General features: G+C 66.7%; 15 protein-coding genes and 1 other RNA gene. 9 read left to right on the top strand and 7 right to left on the bottom strand.

The genetic code is table 11. From position 1 onward, the window contains the following. The first annotated feature begins 39 nt into the window (after positions 1–39). The 3 genes from D575_RS0112490 to D575_RS0112480 all read left to right on the top strand — a co-directional run bounded on the left by D575_RS0112490 (position 40) and on the right by D575_RS0112480 (position 2,032). Positions 40–981 (top strand): aldo/keto reductase, encoded by a 942-nt coding sequence (locus D575_RS0112490; RefSeq protein ID WP_018146256.1) that lies wholly within the window; start codon positions 40–42, stop codon positions 979–981. Between the two features lie 36 nt (positions 982–1,017). Beyond that, the gene (locus tag D575_RS0112485; RefSeq protein ID WP_018146255.1) at positions 1,018–1,686 is read left to right on the top strand and encodes a DUF6064 family protein; all 669 of its coding nucleotides are present in this window, start codon (positions 1,018–1,020) and stop codon (positions 1,684–1,686) included. A gap of 70 nt (positions 1,687–1,756) precedes the next feature. After that, positions 1,757–2,032, top strand: a complete 276-nt coding sequence (locus tag D575_RS0112480) for a cupin domain-containing protein (protein ID WP_017941843.1) — start codon at positions 1,757–1,759, stop codon at positions 2,030–2,032. Positions 2,033–2,168: 136 nt separating this feature from the next. Here D575_RS0112480 and D575_RS0112475 read toward each other — a convergent pair whose 3' ends face one another. The 6 genes from D575_RS0112475 to D575_RS0112455 all read right to left on the bottom strand — a co-directional run bounded on the left by D575_RS0112475 (position 2,169) and on the right by D575_RS0112455 (position 5,262). Beyond that, complete coding sequence (locus D575_RS0112475) at positions 2,169–2,846, bottom strand: glutathione S-transferase family protein (RefSeq protein ID WP_018146254.1); 678 nt, start codon at positions 2,844–2,846, stop codon at positions 2,169–2,171. A 4-nt stretch (positions 2,847–2,850) separates the two neighbouring features. Further along, a complete protein-coding gene (locus D575_RS0112470; protein ID WP_018146253.1) occupies positions 2,851–3,315 on the bottom strand; it encodes an EVE domain-containing protein in 465 nt (154 codons plus the stop codon). 18 nt (positions 3,316–3,333) lie between these two features. Continuing rightward, positions 3,334–3,981: a 5-formyltetrahydrofolate cyclo-ligase gene (locus D575_RS0112465; protein WP_018146252.1), complete on the bottom strand. Its 648-nt coding sequence runs from the start codon at positions 3,979–3,981 to the stop codon at positions 3,334–3,336. A gap of 31 nt (positions 3,982–4,012) precedes the next feature. Continuing rightward, positions 4,013–4,198, bottom strand: a non-coding RNA gene (gene ssrS, locus D575_RS14265) — 6S RNA. A gap of 74 nt (positions 4,199–4,272) precedes the next feature. Continuing rightward, positions 4,273–4,710: a rhodanese-like domain-containing protein gene (locus tag D575_RS0112460; protein WP_018146251.1), complete on the bottom strand. Its 438-nt coding sequence runs from the start codon at positions 4,708–4,710 to the stop codon at positions 4,273–4,275. A 45-nt stretch (positions 4,711–4,755) separates the two neighbouring features. Further along, a complete protein-coding gene (locus D575_RS0112455; protein WP_018146250.1) occupies positions 4,756–5,262 on the bottom strand; it encodes a heme-binding protein in 507 nt (168 codons plus the stop codon). A 149-nt stretch (positions 5,263–5,411) separates the two neighbouring features. On the opposite strand from D575_RS0112455, the gene aroC reads away from it, so the two are divergent. The 3 genes from aroC to dapB all read left to right on the top strand — a co-directional run bounded on the left by aroC (position 5,412) and on the right by dapB (position 8,589). After that, on the top strand, positions 5,412–6,515 hold the full coding sequence (gene aroC, locus D575_RS0112450; RefSeq protein ID WP_018146249.1) for a chorismate synthase: 1,104 nt from the start codon (positions 5,412–5,414) through the stop codon (positions 6,513–6,515). A 44-nt stretch (positions 6,516–6,559) separates the two neighbouring features. Next, complete coding sequence (locus D575_RS0112445) at positions 6,560–7,723, top strand: MFS transporter (protein WP_018146248.1); 1,164 nt, start codon at positions 6,560–6,562, stop codon at positions 7,721–7,723. Positions 7,724–7,794: 71 nt separating this feature from the next. Beyond that, positions 7,795–8,589 carry a 4-hydroxy-tetrahydrodipicolinate reductase gene (dapB, locus tag D575_RS0112440; protein WP_018146247.1) on the top strand — a complete coding sequence of 265 codons (795 nt, stop codon included), beginning with the start codon at positions 7,795–7,797 and terminating at the stop codon, positions 8,587–8,589. Positions 8,590–8,875: 286 nt separating this feature from the next. Here dapB and D575_RS14590 read toward each other — a convergent pair whose 3' ends face one another. Further along, a complete protein-coding gene (locus tag D575_RS14590) occupies positions 8,876–9,133 on the bottom strand; it encodes a hypothetical protein (RefSeq protein WP_081612138.1) in 258 nt (85 codons plus the stop codon). Positions 9,134–9,794: 661 nt separating this feature from the next. Between D575_RS14590 and carA the strand changes: the two genes are divergently transcribed. The 3 genes from carA to greA are packed head-to-tail and all read left to right on the top strand — an operon-like array spanning position 9,795 to position 14,698. After that, positions 9,795–10,928 (top strand): glutamine-hydrolyzing carbamoyl-phosphate synthase small subunit, encoded by a 1,134-nt coding sequence (carA, locus tag D575_RS0112435; protein WP_018146246.1) that lies wholly within the window; start codon positions 9,795–9,797, stop codon positions 10,926–10,928. 60 nt (positions 10,929–10,988) lie between these two features. Further along, positions 10,989–14,222: a carbamoyl-phosphate synthase large subunit gene (gene carB / locus D575_RS0112430; RefSeq protein ID WP_018146245.1), complete on the top strand. Its 3,234-nt coding sequence runs from the start codon at positions 10,989–10,991 to the stop codon at positions 14,220–14,222. After that, positions 14,219–14,698 carry a transcription elongation factor GreA gene (greA, locus tag D575_RS0112425; RefSeq protein ID WP_018146244.1) on the top strand — a complete coding sequence of 160 codons (480 nt, stop codon included), beginning with the start codon at positions 14,219–14,221 and terminating at the stop codon, positions 14,696–14,698. Before carB ends, greA begins: the two co-directional genes overlap by 4 nt. The last annotated feature ends 45 nt before the right edge of the window (positions 14,699–14,743 follow it).

Below are 14,743 nucleotides of genomic sequence, written 5' to 3'. Positions count from 1 at the left end.
ATGGCCCACGGATGGAGTCTTCTTCGGTGATCACGTGCCATGAAACATCCATTTCCGCGGCGTTCACGCCGATCCTTCCTGCGCTGGATGGCCGGGTCCGCGGTGGCGGTCGGCGCGGGGTGGCCCCTTGTCGGTGGGACCGCCGAGGGGCGTGAGCCGCAGCGCAAGCCGATCCCCTCTTCCGGGGAGGAGATCCCGGTGATCGGGATGGGAACGTGGATTACCTTCAATGTGCCGGAGGATCCGGAAGCGCTGGCGGTGCGTACCCGGATCCTGGATACCTTTGTCCGCCGTGGCGGCGGGATGATCGACTCCTCGCCGATGTACGGGCGCGCGGAGGCGGTGGTCGGTCACGGCCTGCGCGAGCTGGCGCATCCCGAGGGTGTGTTCTCGGCGACCAAGATCTGGACGCGCAGCACCTCGACCGGCCGCGACCAGCATGCGGAGTCGCGGGATCTGTGGGGTGTCGACACCCTGGGCCTGCAGCAGGTGCACAACCTGCAGAACTGGGAGGCGCACCTGGAAACCCTGCGCGAGCGCCGTGAGGCGGGGGAGGTTCGCTATATCGGCGTGACTACCTCGCACGCGCGGCGCCACGATGAGCTGGAGCGCATCCTGCGGCGCGAGGACCTGGACTTCGTGCAGCTCACCTACAACATCCTGGATCGCGAAGCGGAACAGCGCCTGTTGCCGCTGGCGCGGGAACGCGGGGTGGCGGTGATCGCGAACCGCCCGTTTCGGCGCAAGGCGCTGATCAACCAGTTCGAGGGGCATCCGCTGCCGGACTGGGCGGCGGAGATCGAATGCGAGAACTGGCCGCAGCTCCTGCTCAAATTCATCGTCTCGCACCCGGACGTGACCTGTGCGATCCCCGCGACCTCGGTGGTGGCCCACATGGAGGAGAACATGGGCGCGCTGTACGGCCCCATGCCGGACGCCGGGATGCGCAGCCGCATGGTCGCGTATGTGCAGGACCTGTAGGGTTGGCCTCCGAATCCTTGCGACCGGGGAGCCGACATGCTGCCGTTTGAGGCCTCGACCTGGCTGGCTATCCTGGGCCAGTACAACACCGCGATCTGGCCCCTGCACGGGATCGGTGCACTGCTTGCCCTGGTGGCTGTGGGGCTGGTGATTCCGGGTTCGCGTGCGGCTGGTCGTGTCATTGGCCTGCTGCTGGGCGTGCTGTGGATCTGGACCGGGGTGGCCTTCTTCGGTGGTTCGCTGGCGCCGTTCCACTTCGCCTCCGAGTGGCTGGCCGGAGTGTTCGTGGCCCAGGGCCTGATGCTGGTGTTCGCGCTGACTCTGATGGGCCAGGCCCGCTTCGGCTGGCCCGGCAGGCTGGGGGGAGGGGCCGCGATGGTGGTGATCGCCCATGCCTTCGTGGGGTACCCACTTCTGGACGCCGCGCTGGCCGCAACGCCCTGGACGCAGCTGCAATATGTCGGCGTGGCCCCGGGACCGGTGATGCTGCTGACCCTGGGACTGCTGTTGCTGGTGCCGTCGCGTCCGCCCCTGGTGCTGGCGATCATCCCGCTGCTGTGGGCGCTAGTCACCGGCTACATGGCCTGGGGCCTTGGCCAATGGCTGGAATTCCTGCCGGCCGCCCTCGGCGTGGGGGCGTTCGTGCTCCTGCTGCTGCGGCGCTTCGGAGGTGCGGCTCGGGCAGGCCCGCGCCCGGGTGTTTGACCGGGCCGCCGGTTGGTCTGCGAACGAGTTGGGTTTAGGCTCGCGTGCTCTCGGTATTGAGGAGGCTGTCATGTCCATCGAAGTGATTCATCGCCCGGACCACGACCACCTGGAACGCCTGGGGGTGTTCGACTGGCCGGTCTGGGAGAAGGAGGTCTCGACCTTCCCCTGGCGCTACGACGAGCGCGAGGTCTGCTACATCCTGGAGGGGCAAGTCACGGTGACCCCGGACGGTGGCGGCGAGCCGGTCACGGTCGGCGAGGGCGACCTGGTCACCTTCCCCGAGGGCATGGACTGCACCTGGGAGATCCACCGCGACATCCGCAAGCACTATCGCTTTGGGTGAAATGACTCTGGCCTGCGCTTGGGCCGGGGTCCCTGCGAGATCGCCACGTCGCTGCGCTCCTCGCGATGACGACGAGTCTGAGTGCTGTGGATGAGGGACGCGGCGCATGGCCCGTTGAAGGGTTGTCGCCAACCGGTCAGCGGGCGAGCCAGTGGGTGTCGAGGGGGGTGTTGAAGGTCTCCTCGACGCGGCGGAGGTAGTAGAGCATGTCGACGGGCAGGTTGATGCCGTCGTGCATTTGTAGCGGGTAGAGGTCGGCGGCGATTACGCAGTCGGCGATCGACGGGTGGCCGAGGTAGAAGCGGTTGGCGGCCAGGTGCTTGGCCAGTTCCGGCAGGTGGCTCAGTTTGGCGAGCTGGTTGTAGCCGTCGTAGCGGTCGTTGGCCAGCTCCTCCAGCGACAGGCCGAAGCGGTGCTGCACATGCGCCTTGAAGTCGGCCAGGGCCTCGGCGCTCTCGCCGATGCCGTGAAAGCCCGGCGCCAGCGGGGCGTAGAGTCGGTCCAGCACGATCTCCACCTTGGCGCGCCAGTCCACCAGGGCCTGCCAGGCGTCCTCGGCGATCACGCCGTCGGACAGCGGCTCGCCGGTCGGGAACAGGTGGTCGATATCGCGCAGTGCCGTGACGGTGTCGGTGTGCAGCGTAGCGTCGTCGGTCTGCAGGATCGGCGACTGGCGGGCCACGCCCAGTTCGAAGAAGGTCTCGTCGTCGAACCAGTCCAGCGCGCGGGTCTCCAGCGCGACGCCCTTGTAGCCGCAGGCCAGGCGCAGGCGGTCGGCCTTCGCGTCGTGCGGGAAGTGGTAGAGCGTGGCCACGCGGTTACTTCACGCGCTGGGCGTGGTTCAGGATGAAGTCCCACTGGTCCCGGGTGATGGGCATTACCGACAGGCGGTTGCCGCGGCGTACCAGCGGGCAGTCCTCGAGCTGCGGCTGCTGCTTCAGCCAGTCGAGCGTGATGATGTCGCCGAATTTCTCCTCGAAGGCGACATCCACGCGCAGCCAGCGCGGGTTGTCCGGGTCGCTCTTTGGGTCGTAGTGCGGGTCTTCGGGGTCGAAGGCGCAGGCGTCCGGGTAGGCCTCTTTCTCGATGCGCAGGATGCCGACGATGCCCGGCGGCTTGGCGTTGGAGTGGTAGAAGAAGGCGAGATCACCCTTCTTCATCTCGTCGCGCATCATGTTGCGCACCTGGTAGTTGCGGATGCCGTCCCACGGCTCCACGCCGACGCGCTCCAGGTCGTCGATGCTGAACTCGTCGGGCTCGGACTTCATCAGCCAGTAGGCCATGCGGGCTCCTTCAGGGGTTTAGTCCAGCGTATTGTGCCGCGCGCGGTCTGGAAGCGCATGCCAGCCCTGCTCGGTGACAACGCCATCCAGCGGGACGTCCCAGGGCTGGGTTGGCAGCGTCGGGACGCCCTGCAGCGAGTGGGCCACGCCGATCAGTTTCGGCCGGTGGATGCCGAAGCGGCGCCGGGCGAAGTAGCGATCGTAGTAGCCCGCGCCCATGCCCATGCGGTTGCCGGCAGTGTCGAACGCCACCAGCGGCATCAGCACCACCTGCATCTCGCGGCGCCAGATGCGCGGGGCGTCCGGGCAGGGCTCGGCGATGCCGAAGCCGTTGTGGCACAGCGGCTCATCCGGGGCCCAGGTGTGGAAATGCATGTGCCCGGGGCGTTTGTCGTCCATCACCGGCAGGGCGATGCGGGTGCCGCGCCGGGCCAGGGCGACGGTCAGTGGGGTCAGGTCGACCTCGCCGCGCAGGCCGCGATAGGCGCCGACACAATGCGGCTTCCAGCGCTCGAACCAGCGCAGCAGATGTCCGCAAATGGCGGCAGAGTGGTGGTCGAGCTGGGCGTCCGACAGAGCCGCCCGAGCGCGGCGCAGGCGCAGACGCAGGGCACGCAGATCGTCGGGCGATAGCGAATCTTGAACGGAGTCGGTTTCCGCAGACATAAAGGAAATCGGGATCAATTAAAGAAGTGGACGCGCCCCGCAGGCGCCGGCGTGGCCCTTGACCTTGAACCTAGGGCTCAGGTGGGAGAAGTCTCCGAATCTTTAGGCTTTCCGCTCGAAGACGGACATGCACAGCGAAACGGAAGTACTCGGTCCCGTGGTGAAAAATTAAGGCTCAAGGGTACCACCGGGCCACAATCGAACGCCGCAGTGACGCGTCCGAGTTCATTATGAACCAAACCCCCCGGGGTGCGCGCAACCCCCGTGGCTGTAGGGGATCCATCGCGGGCCTCAGCACTGCTCCCAGGGCAGGCCGTGGTAGCGCCAGCCGCTGCGGGTGGAGCGCTTGTGGTTCTCGTCCAGCGGCCCTTCAAAGCCCTCGTCCACCGAGAAGACATGCTCGATGCCGGCATCCACCAGGGCCTGCCCGGCATCCAGTGTGCGCTTGCCGCTGCGGCAGATCAGGTACAGGGCCGGGGCTTCTTCGCTGTGATCGCTGACGCCGCCCAGCAGCAGCTTGCGCACCTGGGGCACGAACTGTGGGTTCACGGTCCAGTCGGGTTCGTCGATCCACGGGATGTGGATGGAGCCGGTCGGATGGCCGACGAACAGATACTCCATGGTCGAGCGGACGTCGATCAGCAGGTCGCGCGGGCGTGCCTGCAGGCGCTCGTAGGTCTCGACCGGCGAGATGCGTTTCGGGGCGGGGCGGGGGGTGTCGGTGGTCATGGTGTTTTCCTGGGGGCGGGCGCCGTTCCCTGGCACCCGCAATGCTTACATGGCGAAGTCGAGGCGTTCCTGGACCCGGTCGATCCCGGCCTGGGCGCATTCCTCGTCGAGATCGCCGCCGGGCGCACCGGACACGCCGACCGCACCGAGCATGCTACCGGCCGCTTCGATTGGCAGGCCGCCGGCCAGCATGATGATGCCGTCCACGTGGTTCATCTCCATGCGTATGTCTTCGCGGTTGTCGCGGAAGTTGGCCGAGGTGGTGCCGGACATGGTCACGGCCCGGGCCTTGTCGCCGGCAATCTGGATGGTCTGCACGCCGGCCATGCGATCGCGCAGGACCACCTGATCGTTGCCGGTCCGGTCGACCACGACGACCGCGGTCTGGTAGCCCATCTCGCGGCAGGCCTCGACGGCGCCCATGGCGATGTCGTTGGCCAGTTCCAGGGTCATGAAGCGCTGGCTGTAGACATCGGCCTGTGCGCTGCTGGCGAGGCCAAGGCACAGGGCCGCGGCGGTGCCGGTCACCAGGCGGGTCAGGGAATTCGGCATGGGTTTCCTCCTGTTTGGTTTCTTGTGCTGCATATCGATCATGGCAGATAGGGGACGTGGTTGCCGAGCGTGCCATTCCGCCCGTCGCCGACCGGCCGCCGGGTGGGGGAACAGGCGACAGGCGGGCATGGCGCGGCTACACTACGCGCATGTCGGGAAACAGCTTTGGGCGACTGTTCGTCGTCAGTACTTTTGGTGAGAGTCACGGGCCGGCCCTGGGCGCGGTGGTGGACGGTTGTCCGCCCGGTCTGGAGCTTTGCGAGGCGGATCTGCAGTTTGATCTCGATCGCCGGCGGCCGGGCCAGTCGCGCCACACCACCCAGCGTCGCGAGCCGGATCAGGTCCGTATTCTGTCGGGGGTGTTCGATCGGCGTACCACGGGTACGCCGATCGGGCTGCTGATCGAGAACGTCGATCAGCGCTCCAAGGATTACGGCGACATCCAGGACCGCTTCCGCCCGGGGCACGCGGACTACACCTACCATCAGAAATACGGCGTGCGCGACTATCGCGGCGGCGGACGCAGTTCCGCGCGCGAGACCGCGCTGCGGGTGGCGGCCGGCGGCATCGCGCGGCGCTATCTCGAGCAGCGCTACGGGATCACCATCCGCGGCTGGTTGTCGCAGCTCGGCCCGATCGAGCTGGAGCCGAAGCAGCCGGAGATCGCGAACGACAACCCATTCTTCTCCCCGGATCCGGACAAGGTCGCGGAGCTGGAGGAGTACATGGACGCCCTGCGCAAGTCGGGCGATTCCATCGGCGCGCGGGTCACCGTCGAGGCCACCGGCGTGCCCGCCGGCTGGGGCGAGCCGGTATTCGACCGCCTGGATGCCGAGCTGGCGCATGCGCTGATGAGTATCAACGCGGTGAAGGGCGTGGAGATCGGCGCGGGTTTCGAATCCGTGACCCAGCGCGGCACCGAGCACCGCGACGAGATCACCCCCGAGGGCTTTCTGTCCAACCACGCCGGCGGCGTGCTGGGCGGGATCAGTACCGGTCAGGCGGTGCAGGCCAGCATTGCCATGAAGCCGACCTCCAGCATCCGCCTGCCCGGGCGCAGCATCAACACCGCCGGCGAGCCGGTGGAGGTGGTGACCAAGGGGCGGCACGACCCCTGCGTGGGCATCCGCGCCACCCCGATCGCCGAGGCGATGATGGCGCTGGTGTTGATGGACCACGCCCTGCGCCACCGTGCGCAGAACGCCGATGTCCCGGACTCGGGGCTGGAGCTGCGCGACCATCCCGGCGAATGACGCGGCCTCCGGCCGTGTCGTCCTGATCCTCTAGCGGTCCCGTCATGGCAGTGACGCAGAACGCGCGCCTGTCCGCGGTCTACTTCTTCTATTTCGCCAGCCTCGGCGCCTTCATGCCGTTCTGGGGGCCGTACCTCTCCGAGGAGGGGTTCAGCGGCGCCCAGATCGGCGAGCTGATGGCGATCGTGCTGGCGACCAAGATCATTGCGCCCAACGTCTGGGGCTGGCTCGCGGATCGCGCCGGCGCGCACATGCCGATCGCCCGCTGGGGCGCGCTGGGCGGGGCGGTCGCCTTCACCGGCGTGCTGCTGTACACCGGGTACTGGTGGCTGGCGGTGGTGATGGCCGCCTACAGTTTCTTCTGGAACGCGATCCTGCCGCAGTTCGAGGCGACCACGATGCGCTCGCTGGGCCGGGATGCACATCGCTACGCGCTGGTCCGGCTGTGGGGCTCGGTCGGCTTCATCGTGGCGGTGGCCGTGCTCGGCTGGGCCTTCGACCGGATCGCGGTGGCCTGGCTGCCGTGGATCGTGCTGGCGGTCCTGATCGCGGTGGTGGCCGCGTCGCAGTTCGTGCGTGAGCCGGCGCGCAACCTCGACGAGGACAATAACGCCCCGCCCCTGATGACCGTGCTGCGCCGCCCCGAGGTGATCGCGCTGTTCGTGGCCTGCTTCTTCATGCAGGCCAGCCACGGGCCGTACTACGCCTTCTTTACCCTGTACCTGGAACAGGCCGGCTACTCGCGTTCCGTAGCCGGGCAGCTGTGGGCGCTGGGGGTGGCGGCCGAGGTGGTGCTGTTCCTGTTGATGCCGCGGCTGATCCTGCGTTTTGGGGCCTGGTTGCTGGTGTCGGCGGCGCTGGTGCTGACCACGCTGCGCTGGGGGTTGCTGGCGGCGGTGCCGGATTCTCTGCCGATGCTGCTGTTCATCCAGATCCTGCATGCGGCCAGTTACGGGGTGTACCACGCGGCGGCGATCTCGCTGATCCACTATTTCTTCCCCGGGCGGTTGCAGGGGCGCGGGCAGGCCCTGTATTCGTCGCTGGCCTTCGGGTTGGGCGGTGCCTCGGGATCCCTGGTGGCCGGCTATCTGTGGGATGGCATCAGCCCAGCCTCGGTGTATGTGTTCGCGGCGTTCCTGGCAGCGGCCGGGGTGATTGCCTCGGTGTATGGCGAATGGCGTTTCCGCACCCCGGTGCGAACCCTGTAACTGGCGTGCCGGGGCAAAGCTTCGTAGGGTGCGCGTAACCCGATGGATCGATAGCACTGGATGGAACAAAGATGATTCGAATTGCGATTGCGGGCGCCGGCGGGCGCATGGGTCAGAACCTGGTGCAGGCGGTGGACGAACACCCCGATGCCCAGCTGGGGGCGGCCAGTGAGCGGCCCGGCAGCGAGACCATCGGTCAGGCGGTGGGCGCGGAGGGCCGGGTGCGCCTGGTCGAGGATCTGGCGACCGTCACCGACGATTTCGATGTGCTGATCGATTTCACCTCGCCGCAGGCGACCATGCAGCACCTGGAGCTGTGTGCGAACGCCGGCAAGGCACTGGTTATTGGCACCACCGGGCTGGATGCGGAGCAGGAGCAGCGCCTGCAGGCGGCGGCAGGGGATCTGCCGATCGTCTATGCGCCGAACATGAGTGTCGGGGTCAATCTGACCTTCAAGCTGGTGGAGCTGGCTGCGCGGGCGCTGGGCGACAGCGTGGATGTGGAGATCCTGGAGGCCCATCACCGGCACAAGGTGGACGCGCCCTCCGGTACCGCGCTGAAGCTCGGGCGTGTGGTCGCGGAGACCCTGGGCCGCGATCTGGAGCAGGACGCCGTCTACGGGCGCGAGGGCCAGACCGGAGCCCGTGACCGGCGCACCATCGGTTTTGCCACGGTGCGCGGCGGCGACATCGTCGGCGAGCACACGACCCTGTTTGCAGGTGATGGCGAGCGTGTGGAGATCACCCACAAGGCCTCCAGTCGCACGGTGTTTGCCTCCGGGGCGGTGCGTGCGGCCGTCTGGCTGGCCGGCGCTGGCAATGGGCTGTTCGACATGCAGGATGTGTTGGGGCTGCGCGACCTCTAGCCGGTTGGGGCTCCGTTTGGCGAAGGCAAGGCCTGGTTCGTCGTCCGGTGTTTACGGTGCCTTCGTCGGGCCGCCAGGCTTGTTGTGGCTGGCCCTGGTTCATCCTCTGGTGTTTACGGTGGCTCCGGTCCGCATACTGCCCGGCGCTGACTCGCCAGCGCGCCCCGAGGCACTTTCTTGCTTGCCCAAGAAAGTGCCCAAAGAAGGGCACCCGGATTCCGCCCGGGAACCTTGCTCCAGGGCCCTCGGCCCGGCGGCGCTGAACTCGCTGCGCCTTCGGCTCCGCTCAGACATCCAGCGCCTTCTCCCGGCCCGAGCACCCTTCCGCAAGGGGCTCCATACGGGAGGCGAAGGTCAAAACCGACGGTATCCGGTAGGGTGCGGTTGAGCGCAGCGAAACGCACCGTTCCCCACGTCGTGCGAAACCCTGATGCGATTCGCTGCGCTCATCACATCCTACGCCCCCCGGCGCCCGCTTCGCGGGCGCGTCATGCAACGGCCACAGGCCGAGCGTGCCGAAGATGTCCGAAGACCTAGCCATCATCCACTGGCAAGAACGCTGGGATAGCCGTTGGTTGGACCTGCCTCCCCGTTGTCGTCGCGCCGAGTGGAGAGGCTTTTCGCGGGACGATTCTAAATAGACACGGGGCGCTGGATGTCTGAGCGGAGCCGAAGGCGCAGCGAGTTCAGCGCCGCCCGCGAAAAGCCTCGGAGCGAGGGAAACCCCGGCCCGCGCAGCGGGCCGGGGTCGCGGCAGTCGGGCGTGTTTCTTGGGTACTTCTTTGCACGAGCAAAGAAGTACCTCGCGGTGCGCTCGCGAGAGAGCGCGTGGCAGGCGGCCGGACGAAGCCACCGTAAACACCGAGCGATGAACCAGGGCCAGCCTGAAAAGGCCAGGCTAGCCACGGAGCATCGGCTTCATACCTGGGCCGGGTAGGCGGTGTTCGGGCCCCGGAAAGCGGGCGGCGAGTGGCGGGCGGAGACGCCGGAAGTGGGGATCTCGTTGGACGCCGCGCGCGGCGCTCGCGTACACTTGAAGGCGTAATCGTATCCGTCCTCCGAGCACCGAATCGTTGCCGAAAAAGGGGTTCACACCCCGGTAGAATGGTGCGGACGAGGGCGGGTCGCAGATCCCGAACGAATCGCAGTACCGCCGCCGGCGAATCGCCTGGCGGCCCCGACCCAGACCACCCGGAGGTCCCCCTGTGTCCGCGCCTGCTCTGCTCGTCCTGGAAGATGGCACTGTGTTTCATGGTCAGGCGATTGGCGCCCTGGGCCAGACGGTTGGCGAGGTGGTGTTCAACACCGCGATGACCGGGTACCAGGAGATCCTCACCGATCCGTCCTATCACCGGCAGATGGTCACGCTGACCTATCCGCATATCGGCAATACCGGGACCAACCCGGAGGACGACGAATCTTCGCGGGCCCATGCCGCGGGGCTGATCATCCGCGATCTGCCGCCGCTGGTGTCCAACTGGCGCTCGCGCGAGTCGCTGCCGGACTACCTGCTGCGTCACGGCATCGTGGCGATCAGCGGGATCGATACCCGCAAGCTGACCCGCATCCTGCGCGAGAAGGGCGCGCTGAACGGCTGCATCCAGGCTGGCGACGTGGACGAGGGCGCGGCCCTGGCGGCCGCGCGCGAGTTCCCCGGGATCAAGGGCATGGATCTGGCGCGCGAGGTGACCACGCGCAGCCGCTACGAGTGGCTGGAAGGGACCTGGCAGTTGGGCGAGGAGCCGGCGCGGGTCGATGCGAAGGCCGCCGACTATCACGTGGTGGCTTACGACTTCGGCATGAAGCAGAACATCCTGCGCATGCTGGCGGATCGCGGCTGCCGCGTGACCGTGGTCCCGGCCGAGACGCCGGTGGACGAGGTGATGGAGCTGAAGCCCGACGGGGTGTTCCTGTCCAACGGGCCGGGCGATCCCGAGCCCTGCACCTATGCGATCGAGGCGATCCGGGATTTCTGCGAGCGCAAGCTGCCGCTGTTCGGGATCTGCCTGGGGCATCAGTTGCTGGGTATCGCCAGTGGCGGCAAGAGCGTGAAGATGAAGTTCGGCCACCACGGGGCGAACCACCCGATCCGGCACGAGGCCAGCGGGCGAGTGATGATCTCGTCGCAGAACCACGGCTTCGCGATCGACGAGGACAACCTGCCGGAGACGCTGACGCCGACGTACCGGTCGCTGTTCGACGGCACGCTGCAGGGCATCGCCCGCACCGACTGCCCGGCGTTCAGCCTGCAGGGGCACCCCGAGGCTAGCCCGGGGCCGCATGACGTGTCCCCGGCGTTCGACGACTTTGTCGAGATGATGCGCACGGCGCGCAGCTAACGCCTTCCCCCCGATTTTCCGACCGAATTTCCGATTTCGACAGCCTGCGAGAGCCGTCACATGCCCAAGCGTACCGACATCCAGAGCATCCTGATCCTCGGGGCCGGCCCGATCGTGATCGGTCAGGCCTGCGAGTTCGACTACTCCGGCGCCCAGGCCTGCAAGGCCCTGCGCGAGGAGGGCTACCGGGTGATCCTGGTGAACTCCAACCCGGCGACCATCATGACCGACCCCGAGATGGCGGATGCCACCTACATCGAGCCGGTGGACTGGCAGACGGTCGCCCAGATCATCGAGAAGGAGCGCCCGGACGCGGTGCTGCCGACCATGGGCGGGCAGACCGCGCTGAACTGCGCGCTGGACCTGTCCCGGGAAGGCGTGCTGGAGAAGTTCGGTGTAGAGATGATCGGTGCCAACGAGGCGGCGATCGATATGGCCGAGGACCGCGACCACTTCAAGGCGGCGATGGCTGATATCGGCCTGGATACCCCGACCGCGATGCTCGCGCACTCCTGGGAGGAGGCGCAGGAGATCCAGCCGAAGATTGGCTTTCCGGTGATCATCCGGCCGTCGTTCACCCTCGGTGGTTCGGGCGGCGGCATCGCCTACAACCGCGAGGAGTTCGAGTACATCGTCAAGAACGGGATCGATCTCTCGCCGGTGAACCAGGTGCTGCTGGAGGAGTCCGCGCTCGGCTGGAAGGAGTTCGAGATGGAGGTGGTCCGCGACAAGGCGGACAACTGCATCATCATCTGCTCGATCGAGAACCTCGATCCGATGGGCATCCACACCGGTGACTCGATCACCGTGGCCCCGGCGCAGACCCTGACCGACAAGGAATACCAGATCATGCGCGACGCCTCGCTGGCGGTGTTGCGCAAGATCGGCGTGGAGACCGGCGGCTCCAACGTGCAGTTTGCGATCAACCCGGAAAACGGGCGCATGATCGTGATCGAGATGAACCCGCGGGTGTCGCGTTCCTCCGCGCTGGCCTCCAAGGCGACCGGCTTCCCCATCGCCAAGGTCGCGGCCAAGCTGGCGGTGGGCTACACCCTCGACGAGCTGAAGAACGACATTACCGGCGGCCTGACGCCGGCCTCGTTCGAGCCGTCCATCGATTACGTGGTCACCAAGATCCCGCGCTTCACCTTCGAGAAGTTCCCGCAGGCGGATGCGCGCCTGACCACCCAGATGAAGGCGGTGGGCGAGGCCATGGCCATTGGCCGCACCTTCCAGGAGTCGTTCCAGAAGGCGCTGCGCTCGATGGAGACCGGCATGGACGGCCTCGACGAGCGCATCGATCTGACCGCCGATGACGTGACCGATCAGCTACGCACGAAGCTCGCCAACCCCAGCCCCGAGCAGGTGCTGTACGTGGCCGATGCCTTCCGTGCCGGTTTCTCGATCCAGGATATCTTCGACCTGACCGCGATCGACCCCTGGTTCCTGGCCCAGATCCAGGAGCTGGTGGACGTCGAGAAGGGCGTGAAGGACCGCATCCTGGGCGAGATCAGCGCCGAGGAGATGTACCGTCTGAAACAGCGCGGATTCTCCGACCTGCGCCTGGCGAAGCTTGTGAACGATACCGAGAAGGCGGTGCGCAAACACCGCCATGGACTGGGCGTGCGCCCGGTGTACAAGCGGGTGGATACCTGTGCGGCCGAGTTCGCGACCACCACGGCCTACATGTACTCCTCGTACGAAGAGGAGAACGAGGCGGATCCCACCGACAAGCAGAAGATCATGGTGCTGGGCGGCGGGCCCAACCGCATCGGTCAGGGCATCGAGTTCGACTACTGCTGCGTGCACGCCGCACTCGCGATGCGCGAGGACGGGTACGAGACCATCATGGTTAACTGCAACCCGGAGACCGTCTCCACCGACTACGACACCTCGGACCGGCTGTATTTCGAGCCGCTGACGCTGGAGGACGTGCTGGAGGTCGTGGCGACCGAGAAGCCGGCCGGCGTGATCGTGCAGTACGGTGGCCAGACGCCACTGAAGCTCGCGCGGGACCTGGAGGCCGCCGGCGTGCCGATCATCGGCACCAGCCCGGACTCCATCGACCTGGCCGAGGACCGCGAGCGCTTCCAGGCCCTGCTGAACAAGCTGGGGCTCAAGCAGCCGCCGAACCGCACCGCGCGCAGCGAGGAGGAGGCCGAGAAGCTGGCCGAGGAGATCGGCTACCCGCTGGTCGTACGTCCGTCCTACGTGCTCGGTGGGCGCGCGATGGAGATCGTGCGCGACCGCGAGGACCTGCGCAGCTACATGAAGAACGCGGTGTCCGTCTCCAATGATGCCCCGGTGCTGCTGGACCGCTTCCTGGATGACGCCATCGAGGTCGATGTGGACGCGATCTCGGATGGCGAGAACGTGATCATCGGCGGGATCATGGAGCACATCGAGCAGGCCGGCGTGCACTCGGGCGACTCCGCCTGTTCCCTGCCGCCGTTCTCGTTGTCCATGGAACTCCAGGACGAGATGGTCGAGCAGGTGCGCAAGATGGCACTGGGCCTGAAGGTCGTCGGCCTGATGAACACCCAGTTTGCGATCAAGGGCGACGATATCTACGTGCTGGAGGTGAATCCGCGGGCCTCGCGCACCGTGCCGTACGTCTCCAAGAGCGTCGGACGGCCACTGGCCAAGATCGCCGCGCGTTGCATGGTCGGGCAGACCCTGCCCGAGCAGGGCGTGGGCGATGCGGTCTATCCGGACTATTATTCGGTGAAGGAATCGGTGTTTCCGTTCGCCAAGTTCCAGGGCGTGGACCCGATCCTGGGGCCGGAGATGAAATCCACTGGCGAGGTGATGGGGGTCGGGCGCAGTTTTGCCGAGGCGTTCGCCAAGAGCCAGCTGGGAGCGGGCGTACTGTTGCCGTCCACCGGCAAGGCCTTCGTGTCGGTGCGCGAGATCGACAAGCCGCACGTGGCGGAAGTGGCCCGGCGCCTGGTGGAGTTGGGCTTCGAGGTCCTGGCGACGCGTGGCACGGCGAACGTGCTGGAGGAAGCCGGCATTCAGGTGACGCGCGTGAACAAGGTCACCGAGGGTCGCCCGCACATCGTGGACATGATCAAGAACGACGAGATCAGCTTCATCATCAATACCGTGGAGGGGAAGCAGTCGACCTCCGACTCCTACACCATTCGCCGCGAGGCGTTGATGCACAAGGTGGGCTATACCACCACGATCGCCGGGGCCAAGGCCACCGTACAGGCCCTGGATCACCTGGGGGCGAATGACGTCTTCCGGCTGCAGGACCTCCACCAGGAAAATCTCGGAGGGAAAAGCGCATGAACAAGACGCCCTTGACCGTGACTGGCGCGGAAAAGATGAAGGAAGAGCTGAAGAAGCTGAAGGGCGAGGATCGCCCGCGCGTGGTCAACGCGATCTCCGATGCGCGCGAGCATGGTGACCTCAAGGAGAATGCCGAGTACCACGCGGCCCGCGAACAGCAGAGCTTCATCGAGGGCCGCATCCGCGAGCTGGAGTCGAAGCTCTCCAACGCCCAGATCATCGACGTGGCCACCCTGCCGCAGACCGGCAAGGTGGTGTTCGGGACCACCGTGGTGCTGGAGGCGACTGCGGACGGGCGCCAGGTCACCTACAAGATCGTTGGTGACGACGAGGCCGATATCAAGAACAACATGATCTCGGTGTCCTCGCCGATTGCGCGGGCGCTGATCGGCAAGGAAGAAGGCGACGTCGTGACCGTGCAGGCCCCGGGCGGGGAGACGGAATACGAGATCCTGGAGGTTCGCTACGTCAACTGATGACGTGGCGGGTCCCGGTCGCGCTCAGGGGCGCAACCGGGCGGT

Origin of the sequence: Thioalkalivibrio sp. AKL6, from assembly GCF_000376905.1 — a bacterium.
GTDB lineage: Bacteria > Pseudomonadota > Gammaproteobacteria > Ectothiorhodospirales > Ectothiorhodospiraceae > Thioalkalivibrio > Thioalkalivibrio versutus.
This window is presented reverse-complemented; position numbering and strand designations above follow the sequence as displayed.